Source organism: Flavobacterium commune (assembly GCF_001857965.1).
In the GTDB taxonomy this organism is placed as follows: domain Bacteria; phylum Bacteroidota; class Bacteroidia; order Flavobacteriales; family Flavobacteriaceae; genus Flavobacterium; species Flavobacterium commune.
On record NZ_CP017774.1, the window covers coordinates 455,271 to 472,718 of the forward strand.

19 protein-coding genes are annotated in these 17,448 nt (G+C 35.4%); 16 read left to right on the forward strand and 3 right to left on the reverse strand.

What is annotated here, in order from left to right:
- The first annotated feature begins 23 nt into the window (after positions 1–23).
- The 9 genes from trpD to BIW12_RS01895 all read left to right on the forward strand — a co-directional run bounded on the left by trpD (position 24) and on the right by BIW12_RS01895 (position 8,598).
- Complete coding sequence (trpD, locus tag BIW12_RS01855) at positions 24–1,016, forward strand: anthranilate phosphoribosyltransferase (protein ID WP_071183553.1); 993 nt, start codon at positions 24–26, stop codon at positions 1,014–1,016.
- 3 nt (positions 1,017–1,019) lie between these two features.
- Positions 1,020–1,811, forward strand: coding sequence for an indole-3-glycerol phosphate synthase TrpC (trpC, locus tag BIW12_RS01860; RefSeq protein WP_071183554.1), 792 nt, complete (start codon positions 1,020–1,022; stop codon positions 1,809–1,811).
- Positions 1,812–1,912: 101 nt separating this feature from the next.
- The gene (locus tag BIW12_RS01865) at positions 1,913–2,557 is read left to right on the forward strand and encodes a phosphoribosylanthranilate isomerase (RefSeq protein ID WP_071183555.1); all 645 of its coding nucleotides are present in this window, start codon (positions 1,913–1,915) and stop codon (positions 2,555–2,557) included.
- 10 nt (positions 2,558–2,567) lie between these two features.
- Positions 2,568–3,749 carry a tryptophan synthase subunit beta gene (gene trpB / locus BIW12_RS01870; protein WP_071183556.1) on the forward strand — a complete coding sequence of 394 codons (1,182 nt, stop codon included), beginning with the start codon at positions 2,568–2,570 and terminating at the stop codon, positions 3,747–3,749.
- 123 nt (positions 3,750–3,872) lie between these two features.
- Entirely contained in the window at positions 3,873–4,193 is a 321-nt protein-coding gene (locus BIW12_RS01875) for a gamma-glutamylcyclotransferase family protein (RefSeq protein WP_071183557.1), read from the forward strand.
- Positions 4,194–4,357: 164 nt separating this feature from the next.
- Positions 4,358–5,119, forward strand: coding sequence for a tryptophan synthase subunit alpha (gene trpA / locus BIW12_RS01880; RefSeq protein WP_071183558.1), 762 nt, complete (start codon positions 4,358–4,360; stop codon positions 5,117–5,119).
- A 218-nt stretch (positions 5,120–5,337) separates the two neighbouring features.
- Positions 5,338–6,270, forward strand: a complete 933-nt coding sequence (locus BIW12_RS01885; RefSeq protein WP_071183559.1) for a hypothetical protein — start codon at positions 5,338–5,340, stop codon at positions 6,268–6,270.
- A 140-nt stretch (positions 6,271–6,410) separates the two neighbouring features.
- Positions 6,411–6,965: a transposase gene (locus BIW12_RS01890; protein WP_071183560.1), complete on the forward strand. Its 555-nt coding sequence runs from the start codon at positions 6,411–6,413 to the stop codon at positions 6,963–6,965.
- Between the two features lie 253 nt (positions 6,966–7,218).
- Complete coding sequence (locus BIW12_RS01895) at positions 7,219–8,598, forward strand: DUF6055 domain-containing protein (protein WP_071183561.1); 1,380 nt, start codon at positions 7,219–7,221, stop codon at positions 8,596–8,598.
- 76 nt (positions 8,599–8,674) lie between these two features.
- Here the strand turns inward: BIW12_RS01895 and BIW12_RS01900 are convergent, their stop codons facing one another.
- The 3 genes from BIW12_RS01900 to BIW12_RS01910 are packed head-to-tail and all read right to left on the reverse strand — an operon-like array spanning position 8,675 to position 11,203.
- On the reverse strand, positions 8,675–9,676 hold the full coding sequence (locus BIW12_RS01900) for an NADP-dependent oxidoreductase (RefSeq protein ID WP_071183562.1): 1,002 nt from the start codon (positions 9,674–9,676) through the stop codon (positions 8,675–8,677).
- A 23-nt stretch (positions 9,677–9,699) separates the two neighbouring features.
- Positions 9,700–10,464, reverse strand: a complete 765-nt coding sequence (locus BIW12_RS01905) for an SDR family oxidoreductase (RefSeq protein WP_071183563.1) — start codon at positions 10,462–10,464, stop codon at positions 9,700–9,702.
- A 43-nt stretch (positions 10,465–10,507) separates the two neighbouring features.
- Complete coding sequence (locus tag BIW12_RS01910) at positions 10,508–11,203, reverse strand: SDR family oxidoreductase (protein ID WP_071183564.1); 696 nt, start codon at positions 11,201–11,203, stop codon at positions 10,508–10,510.
- A 130-nt stretch (positions 11,204–11,333) separates the two neighbouring features.
- On the opposite strand from BIW12_RS01910, the gene BIW12_RS01915 reads away from it, so the two are divergent.
- The 7 genes from BIW12_RS01915 to BIW12_RS01945 all read left to right on the forward strand — a co-directional run bounded on the left by BIW12_RS01915 (position 11,334) and on the right by BIW12_RS01945 (position 17,382).
- Positions 11,334–11,747 (forward strand): winged helix-turn-helix transcriptional regulator, encoded by a 414-nt coding sequence (locus BIW12_RS01915; RefSeq protein WP_071183565.1) that lies wholly within the window; start codon positions 11,334–11,336, stop codon positions 11,745–11,747.
- 114 nt (positions 11,748–11,861) lie between these two features.
- A complete protein-coding gene (locus BIW12_RS01920) occupies positions 11,862–13,253 on the forward strand; it encodes an alpha/beta hydrolase family protein (RefSeq protein ID WP_071183566.1) in 1,392 nt (463 codons plus the stop codon).
- A 22-nt stretch (positions 13,254–13,275) separates the two neighbouring features.
- The gene (locus BIW12_RS01925) at positions 13,276–13,635 is read left to right on the forward strand and encodes a bleomycin resistance protein (RefSeq protein WP_071183567.1); all 360 of its coding nucleotides are present in this window, start codon (positions 13,276–13,278) and stop codon (positions 13,633–13,635) included.
- A gap of 100 nt (positions 13,636–13,735) precedes the next feature.
- The gene (locus tag BIW12_RS01930) at positions 13,736–14,299 is read left to right on the forward strand and encodes a helix-turn-helix domain-containing protein (RefSeq protein ID WP_071183568.1); all 564 of its coding nucleotides are present in this window, start codon (positions 13,736–13,738) and stop codon (positions 14,297–14,299) included.
- A gap of 84 nt (positions 14,300–14,383) precedes the next feature.
- Positions 14,384–16,603 (forward strand): heavy metal translocating P-type ATPase, encoded by a 2,220-nt coding sequence (locus BIW12_RS01935; RefSeq protein ID WP_071183569.1) that lies wholly within the window; start codon positions 14,384–14,386, stop codon positions 16,601–16,603.
- 99 nt (positions 16,604–16,702) lie between these two features.
- Complete coding sequence (locus BIW12_RS01940) at positions 16,703–16,930, forward strand: heavy-metal-associated domain-containing protein (RefSeq protein WP_071183570.1); 228 nt, start codon at positions 16,703–16,705, stop codon at positions 16,928–16,930.
- Positions 16,931–16,941: 11 nt separating this feature from the next.
- On the forward strand, positions 16,942–17,382 hold the full coding sequence (locus BIW12_RS01945; protein ID WP_071183571.1) for a DUF3347 domain-containing protein: 441 nt from the start codon (positions 16,942–16,944) through the stop codon (positions 17,380–17,382).
- Positions 17,383–17,448 lie beyond the last annotated feature (66 nt).

A 17,448-nucleotide genomic window follows, 5' to 3' on the forward strand; every position in this document is an offset into this window, starting at 1 on the left:
CCTAGTGGCAAAAAAACTTTATAATGAAAAACATATTAAACAGATTAATCAATAACGAATTACTTTCTAAAGAGGAAGCTAAAGACGTTTTGGTTAACATTTCTAACGGAAGTTACAATCCGAGCCAAATTGCTGCTTTTTTAACTGTATATATGATGCGAAGCATTAGTATTGACGAATTAGCAGGATTTAGAGAAGCACTTCAGGAATTATGTGTTCGTATTGATTTATCCGATTACAACACCATTGATTTAGTAGGTACCGGAGGAGACGGAAAGGACACTTTCAACATTTCTACTTTAGCTTCTTTTATAACTGCCGGAGCAGGAATAAAAGTAACCAAACACGGTAATTACGGAGTTTCTTCTATTACGGGTTCGAGTAATGTGATGGAAAGTTTAGGAATTAAATTCAGTAATGATTATGATTTCTTAAAAAAATGTGTGGACCAGGCCGGAATTTGTATTCTGCACGCTCCCCTATTCCATCCTGCTATGAAAAATGTGGGACCTATCCGAAAAGAATTAGGAGTGAGAACCATTTTCAATATTCTGGGGCCAATGATTAATCCATCATTTCCTAAAAACCAATTGTTAGGGGTTTTCAACCTTGAATTAGCCAGAATGTATGCTTATCTTTATCAAAATACCGATAGCAATTTCACTATAGTTCATGCCTTAGATGGCTATGATGAAGTATCTTTAACAGGAGCTACAAAAGTGATTACGCATAGCACAGAAGGAATGATTAATCCCGAAGATTTTGGTGTTCGTTTAATCCAACAAAGCGAAATTGAAGGCGGTAGCACAGTTGAAGAATCAGCTCAAATGTTCTTGAATATTATTTCCGGAAAAGGTACTGAAGCGCAAAACAATGTGGTTTGTGCCAATGCGGCTATGGCAATCGCAACAGTTACAGGATGTACTCCATTAGAAGGATTTGAACAAGCCAAAGAAAGTTTATTCTCTGGAAAAGGATTGACCGCTTTGAAAAAATTACAAGATTTAAGTAAATAAAAAATGAATATACTCGATAGAATCATAGTTGACAAAAAAAGAGAAGTCATTCTTAAGAAATCAATCATTCCGGTTTCCCAACTGGAAGCTTCGGTTTTCTTTGGAAAAAAGGCCATTTCTTTAAGCAACAATTTAAGAAACAGCAACTCTGGAATCATTGCCGAGCACAAACGTCGTTCGCCTTCTAAGGCCGAAATCAATTATGGTTTTACGGTGGAAGAAGTGGTAAAAGGATACGAAAGTGCCGGTGCTTGTGGAATTTCGGTTCTAACAGACGGAAAATACTTTGGCGGTTCTTTAGACGATTTATTATTAGCCAGAGCATCGGTAAATATTCCGTTATTGAGAAAAGAATTCATTGTGGATGAATACCAAATTCTTGAAGCCAAAGCTCATGGAGCCGATTTGATTTTGCTAATCGCAGCGGTTTTAACCCGCGAAGAAATCAAATCGTTATCTGAATTTGCAAAAAGCCTGGGATTAGAAGTTTTATTGGAAGTTCACAACCAGGAAGAATTAGAAAAATCGATTACGCCTACATTAGACATGATTGGGGTAAACAATAGAAACCTAAAAACTTTCGAAGTAAGTCTGGATTTCAGCAAGCAATTGGCTCACCAAATCCCGGATGAATTTGTAAAAGTTTCCGAAAGCGGTATCAGCTCAATTGACGCTATCAACGAACTAAAACCTTATGGTTACAAAGGTTTCCTTATAGGTGAAAACTTTATGAAAACCGACAATGCCGGAAAAGCAGCGACGGAATTCATTGAAAAGTTAGAAGTTAGAAGTTAGAAATTAGATTTCAGAAGGCAGAAGGCAGAAATTAGAATACAAAGCTTTGTGAACTTTGCGCCTACTTAGTACACTTTGTGGTTAAAAAAAAATAAAACAAAATGAAAACCAAAATCTGTGGCATGAAATATCCCGATAATATTCTCGAAGTAGGCTCGCTCCTACCCGATTATATGGGATTTATATTTTGGGAAAAATCGGCTCGATTTTTTGACGGCTATATTCCTAATTTGCCTCAATCTATCAAAAAAGTAGGGGTTTTTGTCAATGAAACCGTCGAGAATATTATCGATAAAGTTCAAAAAAACGATTTGCAGGCCGTGCAATTACACGGAAAAGAATCTGTAGAATTTTGTTTAAATTTGAAAACTGAATTTCAGAATCTGAAATTAGTTCCGATTGAAATCATAAAAGTCTTTTCGGTTGCCGATGATTTTGATTTCTCAGTACTGGCACCATTTGAAGCCGTATGTGATTATTTTCTTTTTGACACCAAAGGAAAATTACCCGGAGGAAACGGAACTACCTTTGACTGGAAAGTTTTGGAAAACTACCCTTCGAACAAACCTTTCTTCCTGAGTGGCGGAATAGGAATAGAAGAAATGGATGCTGTCAATGCAATATTAAAAACCAATTTACCCGTTTATGCCATTGATGTAAACAGTAGATTTGAAATAGAACCGGGATTAAAAAACGTACAATTATGTAAAGATGCACTAAAACGCATTGATACTGATACCAATTAAAACATATAAAATGTCATACAACGTTGATGAAAAAGGCTATTATGGCCAGTTTGGAGGAGCTTACATTCCTGAAATGTTATATCCTAATGTGGAGGAATTACGCCAACAATACCTAAAAATTACAGCTGAACCTGAATTTAAAGCTGAGTTTGACCAATTATTAAAAGATTATGTAGGACGTCCCAGCCCATTGTATTTTGCAAAAAGACTTTCTGAAAAATACAATACTAAAATCTATCTGAAAAGAGAAGATTTAAATCATACCGGAGCGCACAAAATCAACAATACCATTGGACAAATCCTTGTCGCTAAAAAACTAGGCAAAAAACGTATTATTGCCGAAACTGGTGCCGGACAACACGGTGTGGCTACGGCAACAGTTTGTGCTTTAATGGGCTTGGAATGTATTGTATATATGGGCGAAATTGACATTGCCCGTCAGGCGCCAAACGTTGCCAGAATGAAAATGCTGGGTGCAACTGTTCGCGCTGCGCTTTCGGGTTCAAGAACGCTAAAAGACGCTACTAACGAAGCCATTCGCGACTGGATTAACAATCCTGTGGATACGCATTATATCATTGGTTCTGCAATTGGACCTCATCCTTATCCTGATATGGTAACCCGTTTTCAAAGTGTGATCTCTGAGGAAATCAAATGGCAGTTAAAAGAAAAAGAAGGTCGTGAAAATCCTGATTATGTAGTGGCTTGTATTGGTGGTGGTAGTAACGCTGCCGGAACTTTTTACCACTTTTTACACGAACCTGAGGTAGGAATCATAGCGGTTGAAGCAGCTGGAAAAGGAATCCATTCCGGACACAGTGCTGCAACAAGTAAGCTTGGAAAAGTAGGTATCATCCACGGTTGTAAAACCCTTTTGATGCAAACTCCTGACGGACAAATTACCGAGCCTTATTCTATCTCGGCTGGTTTGGATTATCCTGGCGTAGGACCTATGCACGCACATTTGGCCGAATCAGGTCGTGCGGAGTTTTTCTCTGTTACTGACGATGATGCCATGAATGCAGGTCTTGAATTGTGTAAACTGGAAGGAATCATTCCTGCTATTGAATCTTCACACGCTTTGGCAGTATTAAACGACAAGAAATTCAAACCCGAAGATGTGGTGGTTATCTGTCTTTCAGGTCGTGGCGATAAAGATTTGAATAACTACATAGAATATTTTAAAATATAATTAGGGCGTTACCCGCCGCGGCGGGTCGGGCTGTACGTTCCCGCTTCCCGATAAAAATCGGGAGAGCTCCACTACCATCCCTAACGCAAACAACAAGAACGTTCAATTTTCAAAACAGAACAAATGGAAAAATTATTCGCATACGGAACCTTAAAAAACAAAGAGATTCAGGAAAATATTTTTGGACGCACTTTAAAAGGAACCCCTGACAGACTCATAGGTTTTGTAATTAACTATATCGAAATTGAAGAGGAATTTGGACTGGAAAAATATCCTATAATTGTCGCTACCAATAATCCTGACGATATTGTTACCGGCGTGGTATATGATATTTCCGAAAAAGACGTTTACCTGGCCGATACCTACGAAGGCTTGCACTACAAACGCATCGAAGTAACCTTAGAATCCCTGCAAACTGCCTGGGCGTATATTGTTACCAATTAAAAACAAACTGACAGCATTAACTTTTAAAGTTAACGTTTAAAATAATTTAACCATTAAGAAAATTAAGAGAATTTAAACTTAACTTATCTTAATTCCCTTAATGGTTCATCAAAAAACAAGCTTAAATTGATAACTCAATTTGTGGTAAAAATCGAAACTTTACAATGAACAGAATCGAACAAAAATTACAAGAAGACAAAAAGATACTTTCCATCTACTTTTCGGCGGGATATCCCAACTTGAACGATACGGTACAAATTATCCAGGACTTAGAAAAAAGTGGCATTGACATGATCGAAATTGGCTTGCCATTTAGCGATCCGTTAGCCGATGGTCCTACTATCCAGGCGAGTTCTACAACTGCTTTAGAAAACGGGATGACCTCCCAGATTTTATTTGACCAATTAAAAGACATCCGTAAAACGGTATCGATTCCATTAGTAATCATGGGCTATTTCAACCCAATGTTGCAATATGGCGTAGATGCTTTTTGTGCTAAATGCGCCGAAATTGGAATTGACGGCCTAATCATTCCTGATTTACCGGTAGATGTGTATGCCGAGCAATACAAAGCTACTTTTGACAAATACGGTTTGATTAATGTGTTTTTAATTACACCACAAACTTCTGACGAGCGCATTCGTTTTATAGACAGCGTTTCCAACGGATTTATCTACATGGTGAGTTCGGCAAGTGTTACGGGTTCGCAGGCAGGATTTGGCAACGTACAGGAAGATTATTTCAAACGTATTGCCAATTTGAATTTAAAAAACCCACAAATTGTAGGATTCGGAATCAACAATGCCGAAACCTTCAACCAGGCTACTCAATATGCTAAAGGTGCTATTATTGGTAGTGCGTTTATCACTCACCTTAAAGAAAATGGAAGTAGTAAAATTGCTGATTTTGTAAAAGCGATTCGATAATTATCCTTTTTTATATAAAACTACGACGGCGTTTAAAGTTCATTTAAACGCCGTTTTTTTTTATTCTGCATCAAATTATTTGTAAGATTATTTTTTATATGTTTGTAAAAAATAAAACTCAATTAAAGTTGAGCAAATACAACAACCACATGTTGTATATGCTCAACAAAAGGACTGAAAACTGAGTATATAAACGAGTTACTAGCAATTTAAAGACGATGAACGTTTACATAGACACGAATATATTCGATCGTTTAGAGAAAATTGACGACCTGAATATTACTGAAAAAGCAAAGTATGAAATCCTTTATGATTTAATTGTAAAGGATAAAATTTCAGTGCCATATTCAAATGCGCATTTAAACGATTTTCATCGCGGTTATCTAAAAAATCCAGCATACATCGAGAAACACTTGGCAACAATTGATGCTTTTACAAAGAACCTTTGTATTTGTCAATATTGGGGCGACAAAGAAGCTTTATGGCATAGACGAAATGTCAGAGAATTTTTTGACAGTAAAAAATCAGATTATAATGAGGAACCTCAAACTTGGCAGGATTTAATCAAAGATTATCCACATATGCAATTGACGATGGCTTTGAAAAGACTAAATCCATTACCTCCTAAAATGAGAAAAGCATTTAAAGATCCGATGTTTGCTGCAATATTCCCGTTATCAGAAATCCATAATACTGAGGCTGCATTAATTGAAGATGTATTTAACTTGAATATAAAAATGAAATCGGATTACGGTTTTTACAAGTCTTTGAAAATATATGCAATTCAAAATGCAAAAAGCCAACCTGACCTATTAAAATCTATTCCGAAAGAGAATAAAGACGTTCCTCCTCACCTAAAAATTCTTGAAAACGCATTCGAATTGCTAAAGGATAACTATACCGGAGAAAACCAACAGTATTCTAAAGTAATAAATACTTTTATCAAACAGGATTTTCACGGATTCAAGACTGATGCGCAATACAATAATATGTTTGATGACGCAATGCACACTTTTTATGCTTCACATTGCAATTATTTTATAACTAATGATGACAAGTGTCATTATAAAGCACAGAAAACATTTGAAAATTTAAAAATCAAAACGAAAGTCATAAAAATTGACCACGTTGAAGAATTATTAAACTGCTAGTAACAGCCTGTAACCGCCATCGCGGGGATTTTCGGTACCCGCCTGGTGCTCGATTGCATCGAGTACCTACTTACATAAAAAGACAAATGGTAGCGTTTGCAACGCGGCTCGATAAAAAATAATTCTTAAACAAATAAACGATGCCTGAGAAATATAAAGTTATTGATAGTACCGTACCCACTTTTATAACGATAACAATTGTAGATTGGGTAGATTTATTGATAAGACCAATCTATTGTAACATCTTAGATGATTCTTTAAATTATTGTATCAAAGAAAAAGGATTAAGTGTACATGCCTATGTTTATATGAGCAGTCATATTCATTTAATTGCTACAGCATTTGATGGTGAGTTGCAAAATGTTATTCGGGATTTCAAAAAATTCACTTCAAAGAAACTAATAGAAGCTATCAAAGAACATCCCGAAAGCAGACGGGAATGGTTGTTGCGAAAATTTAGCTATGAAGCGCAAAAATCAGGAAGAGCGAAAGATTACAAATTATGGCAGGATGGCTTTCATCCGATTATATTAGATACTTTAGAAAAGATAGAACAAAGAATAAATTATATACATTACAATCCTGTAGAAGCCGAAATCGTTTTTCATGAAAGAGATTATGTCAATAGCAGTTATAGAAACTATGAAGAAGATAACACTGTTTTTTGTAATGTAAATGTAGAACCTTTATGGTAAGTTGTTAAATTAGCCGCGTTGCAAACGCTATATTTAGGGATAACAAAGTAAGTAGGTACTCGATGCAATCGAGCACCAGAGAAATTTTTGTAATGTAAATGTAGAACCTTTATGTTAAGTTGTTAAATTAGCCGCGTTGCAAACGCTTTATATAGTAATTACAAGTAAGTAGGTACTCGATGCAATCGAGCACCAGAGAAAAATGCCCAGAGAAAAATACTCCAAGTAAGTATATGTAACAAAAAAACAAACCATGAAACAACTTCATTTCTTTAAATCCTTTTTTATATTTTCTATTATCTTAAGTTTTTCTAGTGCTACTGCAAGCATTCCTTCTAACTCAAAAACAACAGCTCCTGCAAATTTTAACTATACTTTTGGCGAAAAACCCATCGGAGGAAAAGAAATCTACATACCAATTGAATTTAAAAACAATGATTTTGATGCTAATGATAGTGAATGGAGTTATCAAAGAAGTGCTTCTTCGGATAACATTATTGTTTTTTGGGAAAAGGGATTTGGGCAATATCCTGACAAGGTTGCTAACACCAAGCTTTCTGTAGATATTAATACAATATTGACAAAGGCCGAAAATTATTATTCCTATTATCGTGACACGATGCAATTTGTGATAAAAGGAAAGTCAAAAACAGATCAATACCGAATGATTATCATACTCCGCTATCAGGAAGAATGGTTGGCTACCGGAGCGGGATATGACAATGTAATTGGGGCTTTATGGGTTAATCCCTGGGCATTAAGAACCGATTCTGCTCTAGCACATGAGTTTGGACATACTTTTCAATATCAAACAGCCTGCGACGGAAATTATGGTTTTAGAGATCAAAATTATGTGGGGCAATTTTGGGAACAATGTGCACAATTCATGTCTTGGCAAATCAATAACAGCAGTTTCACACGAGAGATTCCTCATTTCTTAGAAAATGTACACAAGCATTTCTCACATGAAGATTATAGATACCAATCGATGTATCTAATGGAATTTTGGAAACAAAAACACGGAATTGATTTTTTAGGAAAACTATGGCGAGGCGCTAAAGTACCTGAACATCCGCTACAAACCTATAAAAGAATTACAGGAATCAATCAGGAACAACTGAATGATGAGTTTTTTGAATATGCCTGCAAAAATATTGCTTGGGATTATCCTTTGGGAGTCCACAATAAGTCATTTATTAAAGGATTATCTTCTGTAGATCAAAAAAAGCACAGGCATCATACAACACTTGAAGTTGCTGACAATGGTTATTATAAAATAGCCAACAAGCAAATTCCTCACATTTATGGCTACAATGCCATCCAACTTAGTGTTCCGAAATCAGGAACGAAAGTCACTGTAGATTTCGAAGGATTAAATGGGCAATGGTCTTCCATTGAAGGATGGCGTTATGGTTTTGTTGTTATTAATGAAAATGACACCGCTATTTATGGTAAGATGAGAAAAGCCAAACAAGGTACTGCCAAAATCATGATACCTCAAGGAGCCAAAGAACTTTGGTTAGTGGTAACGGGAGCTCCTAGCGAACACAGAAACCATGTGTGGGATGACAAGCCTGACAACGATGAAAATTTTCCGTATAAAGTTAAATTTACAAATACAACTATTCAATAAGAGAAACTGTTTTGGCTTTCCTAAATCATTAAAAATCTAAAAAATTACAAAGAAGATATAATCAAGTCAGAACAACTTACTTTACTCTAACCACTACTTTTCCTTTGGCACGACCACTTTCAACATAAGCTAAAGCATCATTCGTTTGTTCAAATGGGAAAGTCTTATCTAAAACAGGCTTTATAGCTCCCGATTCGATAAGGGATGTAATTTGGCTTAGTTGTGCACCGTCAGCTTTCATAAAAAGAAAAGAATAGTTCACGCCCAGCTTTGCCGCTTTTTTACGAATTCCGGAACTTAGCAGTGACAAGATGATTTTGACAAACCAAGGTGCTCCAATTGCCTTTGCAAAATCAGCTGTAGGCGGTCCGGAAATAGAGATTACTTTTCCTCCCGGTTTTACAATTCGCAATGATTTTTCTAAAGTAGTGGCATCCTGACTATTCAATACCAAATCATACTCCTTTAAAATATTTTCAAAATCTTGTGTTTTATAATCAATTAGAACATCTGCTCCAAGGTTTTTAAGCATTTCAAAACTTTTTTCACTGGCCGTAGTAGCTACAGTAGCTCCCAAATGTTTTGCTAACTGAATGGCGATAGTTCCCACACCACCCGAACCTGCCTGAATAAATACTTTTTGTCCTTTTTGAAGCTTTGCAGTTTCAACAAGAGCCTGCCAGGCGGTTAAAGCTACTAATGGTATGGACGCCGCTTCTTCGATGGAAATATTCTTTGGTTTTAAAGCTACATCCTTTTCATCTACAGCAATAAATTCGGCAAGTGTACCTATGCGAAAATCAGCAACTCTGGCATAAACGGCATCACCTACTTTATACTTTGTTACATTTTTTCCCACCTTAGTAATCACTCCTGCTACATCGTGTCCTAAAATTAGTGGAAGCTTATAAGGCAAAATCAGTTTGAATTCTCCCGACTTTATTTTAGAGTCCAAAAGATTCAAACCCGAAGCATGTACTTCTACCAGAACATCATGCTCTTTCACTTCAGGAATAGCTACATTAGCAAACTGTAAACCTTCTTTTTTGCTGTATTTATTAATGACAAATGCTTTCATTTTTCTTTATTTATGAATAATTATTATTTTAAAAATTGGTGGCTTTTCTTTGGATTAATTAAGCCAAAAGTAAACTTTGGAAAAAGACGATTCAACAGATAAACTACTTTAGTATCTCCCACACGAATGGTATATTGGTCTTTTTTTAAGCCAGCGATTAGGCCTTTTACCAATTCTTCAGCACTTATTTTCTTTTCATTTCTTTCTGCAGTCATCTCTGTAGCAACCAATGGTGGCAGTAATTCAAATACTTTCACATTGCTGTATGTTATCTTTAAATGCTCTCTAAGTAATTGAGTGTAAAATGCCAATGCCGTCTTAGAAGCCGAATAAGTTGCTTCCAATAATGAAGGCACATAACTTAAAATAGAAGAGGTATTAATAATAGCACTTTCTTTTCTAGATTTCAACATATCCAGAAAAAGATTATTCAAACGGATAACTCCAAAATAATTTACATCCATTTCATAAATAGCTCCTTCCAGATGTTTTTCATTGGTCAAACCTAAATTTAAAGGAGGAACTCCTACTCCTGCATTATTGTATAAAATATCAATACCCCCCATTGCTTTAACTTTATCAAAAAGTAAGAGGGCTTCATCTGCATTTGCCGCATCGCTTTGTATAGCCGTCAATTGTGGGTATAATTTTTTAGCGGCATCTAACTTCTCCTGATTTCTTCCGGTAATGATAACCTTTGCTCCTAAAGCTAAAAATTGCTTAGCTGCTTCCAAACCTATCCCCGAAGCGCCTCCCGTAATTAAAATTCTTTTTCCTTTTAAATTCATCGTCTATTATTTATGTAAGAAAGTAATTTTCATGTTAGAAAAATTATTTTTGAAAAAACTGTTTGGTATCTCCTACCGGTACATCAAATTGATTTTTTTCCAATGCTAAAAACAATTCATCAGCTACTTCTGAAGCTGGAATTCCATTAGCTCCACCTATTTCAGCTGAGAATTCTGTGTTTACCAATGGTGGATATACTTCATAAATTTGTACATTTTTTACTTCTTCATAAGTATCTCTTAAAGCCACAGTATAACTATGCAAAGCTGCCTTTGTAGCGCCATAAGTAGGTAAAAATTTATGACTGCCAAAAACTGCAATAGAAGAAACATTTATCACTGCTGCTGCTGGTTTTTCTAGTAAATGTGGCAACATCAATTCCGTAAAATGAATCACACTAAAATAATTGGTATTCATTTCTATAGCTGCTTTTTCATGTGCATTAGTCGTTTCACTTAGCAAATATCCAAAAGCGGCTCCAGCATTATTAATGATGATATTTACACCAAAATAATCTTCTTTTAATTCTTTTGCAATACGAATTCGATCTGCTTCTACCGATAAATCTCCTTGTATGGTAACAGCATTGTCTAATTCTTTTAAGGCTTTTTGCAATCGTTCTTCATTACGCCCATTGATAATAATTTTGTTACCTGCTGCACTTAACTTTTTAGCAATTGCTAATCCAATTCCTGCGCTTCCTCCGCTTATAAAAATGGTATTTCCTGATGTTTTCATGTTTGATAGTTTTAAATTATTTTTCTATTAATTGTGACACTGAATTAAAATTCATAAATTTGCTTGCGTTTTGCAAGTACAAATATATAAACAACTTTCGATTTGCAAGTGATTTTATAAAATAATTTTTATGGCAACTACAAAAAAAAGATCCGAATGCCCAATTAGCTGCTCTCTGGACGTATGGGGAGACAAATGGTCACTACTCATTATCAGAGATTTAATGATGTCCAAACAATGCACTTATGGTGATTTTCTAAAGTCAGATGAAAAAATAGCAACCAATATTTTGGCTACTAGATTATTAATGCTCGAAGAAAATGGCATCATCAGTAAATTAAGTCATCCTGATAGTAAGGCAAAAGTCCTATACAAACTCACTCAAAAAGGAATTGATTTATTACCTTTAATGATTGAAATAAACTTATGGGCAGATAAATATTCTGAATTGCCTGCAGACAGAAAAGCGATTCTGGAAGAAATAAAAAAAGACAAAGAGGGATTTATAAAAGCTCAAAAACAAGAATTAAAGAAGACTATTTAATAAAACTATAAGCTGAACAGCTTTTTATTTATATAAATACTCTCTTGTGTGAAAAGATAATTTCTAACATCTGTAAAGTAGTTCACCAAAAATACTTCCCTAAAACTTAAGAATATGACGAAATTTTTTTTAGTACTCATTGCAATATTAGCTTCAATTGCTGTAACAGCCCAGGACATTACAGGACAATGGAATAGTGTTTTGAAAGTGCAGGGCACACAATTTCGTCTTGTATTTAATGTATCCAAAACAGATGACGGATATAGTGCCACGATGGACAGCCCGGATCAAAATGCAAAAGGTATTCCTGTCACTAAAACCACATTTGAAAACTCAAAAATTACATTTGATATTGCAAATGCAGGAATTGAGTACAATGGAGAATTAAAAGATGATGAAATTATAGGTGTTTTTAAACAAAACGGACATGGTTTTCCTATGAATTTGTCTAGAAAAGTCATTGAAAAACAAATTTTAAAAAGACCGCAAGAACCTCAAAAACCATATCCTTATTATTCAGAAGAAGTCACGTTTCAAAACCACGAAGCTCATATTAATTTAGCAGGAACGCTAACATTACCCAAAAAAGGAAGCAACTTTCCGGCAGTTATTTTGATTTCCGGCAGTGGACCACAAAATAGAAATGAAGAATTATTAGGACACAAACCCTTTCTTGTAATTGCCGATTATTTGACTAAAAACGGAATTGCGGTACTCAGATACGATGATCGGGGCGTAGGACAATCAAAAGGAAATTTTAAAACCGCAACTTCCGCAGATTTTGCAACCGATGTCGAAAGTGCCGTTGCTTATTTGAAAACCCGAAAAGAAATCAATAAAATTGGACTGATAGGACACAGCGAAGGCGGATTAATTGCACCAATGGTTGCCAATAAATCTACAGACATTGCCTTTATTGTTTTGCTGGCTGCTCCCGGAATTCAGGGAGACCAAATCCTTTTACTGCAACAAAAACTAATTGGAAAAGCATCGGGAATTAGTGAAAATGATTTGCAAAAAAATGAATTAATCAGCAGAAAAACCTATGCCATTGTAAATAAATCAAACAGTTTGGAACAACTCAACACTGACTTGAGCAATTACCTAAAAACAGTTTTAAAAGACAATCCGAAAAACGAAAAACCAACCGCAATGAGCGATGACGAATTTCTAAAACTTCAGGTGAGTCAAATAGCAACTCCATGGATGCACTATTTTATCACATACAATCCGGCTCCTGCATTAGAAAAAATAAAATGCCCTGTTTTAGCACTAAATGGTGAAAAAGATTTACAAGTACCGGCTAACGAAAATATCGAGGCTATTAAAAAAGCATTGGCGAAAGCCGGAAATACAAATGTAACGACAAAGATTTTCCCTAACCTAAACCATTTATTTCAGGAGAGTAAAACAGGCGTACCAACTGAATATGCAACAATCGAACAAACATTTTCACCATTGGTATTAGATGAAATAACCAAATGGATTAATACGCAAGCAAAATAAAAATCATCTAAAAAACTCAATTATGCTAACGGATATTCACCCTAAATTACCGATGCGGGATAAAAATAGCACCAAAGATTTTTATATAAAAAAATTGGGATTTGAAGAATTTGGAAACGCTGATTATGATTTTTACCTGATGATTCAAAAAGACCAGGTGCAGTTGCATTTCTTTGAATTTAAAGATTTGAATCCGGGTGAAAATTACGGTCAGGTTTATTTTCGCACCGATTCTATTGAAGAACTTTACCAGCAATTTTTAAATAACAATGTTGAAATTCATCCCAATGGTCGTTTAGAAACCAAACATTGGGGACAAAAGGAATTTTCAATACTCGATCCTGATAATAACTTACTTACCTTCGGTCAAAATGCATTTTGAATTATGAAACAAACTAATGTTAAGCGTAATATTTCCTGACTAAATCACATAAATGAATTCATAATGCTTATTTTTGATAGTCTAAATCATAGTATAAAACATGAATACTCTCTTTATCAAAAATATGGTTTGCAACCGCTGTATTCTGGTGGTTCAAAATGAAATGGATAAATTAAATTTAGCTGTTAAGCATATTAAATTAGGAGAAGTTGTATTCGAAAATGAATTATCCGAAGCACAAAAAACAACCATCGATAAGATTTTAAGCCCCTTAGGATTTGAACTCATAGACGACAAAAAAAGCCGGATTATTGAGAAGATAAAAAACACCATTATCCAACTCGTACATCATCAGAACAGCGGATTAAAAAACAATTTATCGGAAGTTCTCGGCGACGAACTCCAACATGATTATAATTATTTGTCGAATCTGTTTTCGGAGATTGAGGGAACTACTATCGAAAAATACTTTATTGCACAAAAAATAGAACGGGTAAAAGAATTATTAGTTTACGACCAATTGTCTTTAAGCGAAATTGCATACCAACTCAATTATTCCAGTGTTGCATATTTGAGTAATCAATTCAAAAAAGTAACCGGACTTACTCCTTCTTATTTCAAACAAATCAAGGAAAACAAAAGAAAACCTTTGGATCAATTGTAAATCTTACAAATCAATCCCAAAATTACACAATAGTCTTCTTTGATTTTATCGCCAACTTTGTATGTATAATTCAAATTACACATCATGGCAACAAATCATCAAAATACAATAAAAACCAACTTTCCGGTCTTAGGAATGTCCTGTGCTTCCTGCGCCATTAGTGCCGAAAGTATCGTAAAACCCATTGACGGTGTTGTGAATGCCAGCGTCAATTTTGCCACAGCAACCCTATCGGTAGAATACCTGCCTAATATGACCAATCACTTAGCCTTGCAAAAAGCAGTGCAATCAATCGGCTATGATTTATTGATAGAAAACGAAACAACACAGCAAGAGACTCTGGAAGCAATTCACGAGAAAAATTTCCATTTGCTAAAACAAAAAACAATATGGGCAGTAGCACTATCACTTCCTGTAGTTGCCATTGGAATGTTTGCAATGGATATCGCTTACGCTAATGAAATCATGTGGTTATTTTCGACTCCTGTAGTACTTTGGTTTGGAAAAGATTTCTTTATCAATGCCTGGAAACAAATCCAACACCGCTCTGCTAATATGGATACTCTGGTGGCTTTGAGTACGGGTATTGCTTATTTATTTAGTGTATTCAACATGTTTTTTGCTGATTTCTGGCACCAAAGAGGCTTACATGCCCATGTGTATTTTGAAGCGGCTTCGGTAGTAATTGCTTTTATTCTTTTGGGAAAATTATTGGAAGAAAAAGCCAAAGGAAACACCTCATCGGCTATTAAAAAACTAATGGGATTACAACCTAAAACCGTATTTTTAATTTTGGCTGATGGGCAACAAAAAGAAATTGCGATAGAAGAAGTCAACACTGGAGATACAATTCTGGTAAAACCGGGTGAAAAAATTGCAGTTGACGGAATAGTCCTTTCGGGTAATTCTTATGTTGACGAAAGTATGCTAAGCGGTGAACCTATTCCTGTATTGAAAACAACCAACGAAAAAGTGTTTGCAGGCACGATCAATCAAAAAGGAAGTTTCCAGTTTAAAGCCTTAAAAGTGGGTAAAGAAACCCTGCTGGCTCAAATAATCAAAATGGTACAAGAGGCTCAGGGAAGTAAAGCTCCTGTGCAAAAATTAGTCGATAAAATTGCCGGTGTTTTTGTTCCAATAGTCATCGGAATCGCACTGCTTACTTTTATATTATGGCTTTTATTAGGCGGAAATAACGGCATCGTACACGGACTTTTAGCCGCAGTAACCGTATTGGTAATTGCTTGTCCCTGTGCCTTAGGTTTAGCCACTCCCACTGCTATCATTGTAGGCGTAGGCAAGGCTGCCGAACAGGGAATTTTGATTAAAGATGCAGAAAGCCTCGAATTAGCTAAAAAGATTAATGCCATCGTTTTAGACAAAACAGGAACCATCACCGAAGGCAAACCCAAAGTGACTGCTATAAAATGGCTCAATGAAGATGCGCTGACAAAGCAAATTCTGTTGAGTATCGAAAAAAAATCGGAACATCCTTTAGCAGAAGCAGTTGTCCATTATTTTACTGATATTAAAGACATTCCATTACTTTCTTTCGAAAGTATTACAGGGAAAGGAGCAAAAGCAACTTATGCTGACGAAACTTATTTTGTAGGGAATACGAAATTATTAACCACAAATAACATTAGCATTACTGACGAATTACAGCAACAAAGTAATCAATGGAGCAATCAGGCGCAAACTGTAATATGGTTTACTAATAGCACAAAAGCTCTGGCTGTAATTGCTATTTCGGACAAAATAAAGGAAACATCAATAACAGCTATTCAACAACTGAAAGCCATGGATGTAGAAATCTACATGCTTACAGGTGATAATGAAGCCACTGCTAAAGCAATAGCAGAGCAAACCGGAATTGAACATTACAAAGCAGAAGTATTACCGCAACACAAAGCCGATTTTGTCAAACAATTACAAAATCAGGGAAAAATTGTAGCCATGGTAGGCGACGGAATCAATGACAGTACCGCCCTAGCAACTGCCGATGTAAGTATTGCAATGGGAAAAGGGAGTGATATTGCCATGGACGTTGCTAAAATGACACTCATTTCGTCCGACCTGATGAAAATACCACAGGCCATCAAATTGTCCAGACAAACTGTGACAACCATTAAGCAAAACCTTTTTTGGGCATTTATATACAATTTAATCGGCATTCCTATAGCGGCAGGAATCCTCTACCCTATTAACGGTTTTTTACTGAACCCGATGATTGCCGGAGCAGCAATGGCGCTGAGTAGCCTAAGTGTGGTGAGCAACAGTTTAAGGTTAAAATGGAAAAAATAAAACCGTAAAAATCATAAATAAAACTGGAAATAACGCAATAAATGCAAACGCTAATTTACCCAACTTTGTATCAATAAAGAACATCAAATTTTAAATCAAATGGAAAACAATCATAAAACATTTCAATTCAAAACTAACATTAATTGTGGTGGTTGCATAGCTACAGTTACTCCCTTTCTAAATAAAATCGAAGGTCTGTCTGATTGGGAAGTAGATACCACTAACAAAGACAAAATTCTGACTGTAAAAACAAACACAATTAGCCAACAACAAATTATAGAAGCCGTCCAAAAAGCAGGCTTTAAAATAGAATCTTTAAACAATTAAATTCAAGCATCATGAAAAAGAACTTATTATCAGCAGCAATACTACTGTTTGGGTATTCCGTTTTTGCTCAAAATACAAATGCCTTGGTTACTAATTACATTAGTGTAAAAAATGCCTTAGTCAGCAGCGATGCTAAAACAGCTAAACAAACTATCAATTCATTATACCAAAGCATTAAAGAGGATGACAATTTTAAACAAAAAGAAAATTTGCTACAATCTACCGGGAAAATGCTAAAAGCCAACAACATTGAGAAACAAAGAGAAGCTTTTAATTCGGTGTCAACTATAGTTTGGGACATTGTAAAAAACTCCGAAAAACTCAACCATAAAGTATATTATCAATACTGTCCTATGAAAAAATCCTATTGGTTAAGCACCGAAAAAGAAATCAAAAATCCGTATTACGGTGCTGCCATGCTGAATTGTGGTTCAGTTGTAGCAACAAAATAATTTGACCGACGAGGAAGCGTAAGACTTGATTTTTTTGTTTCTTTTTTGATCAAGCAAAAAGAAAAA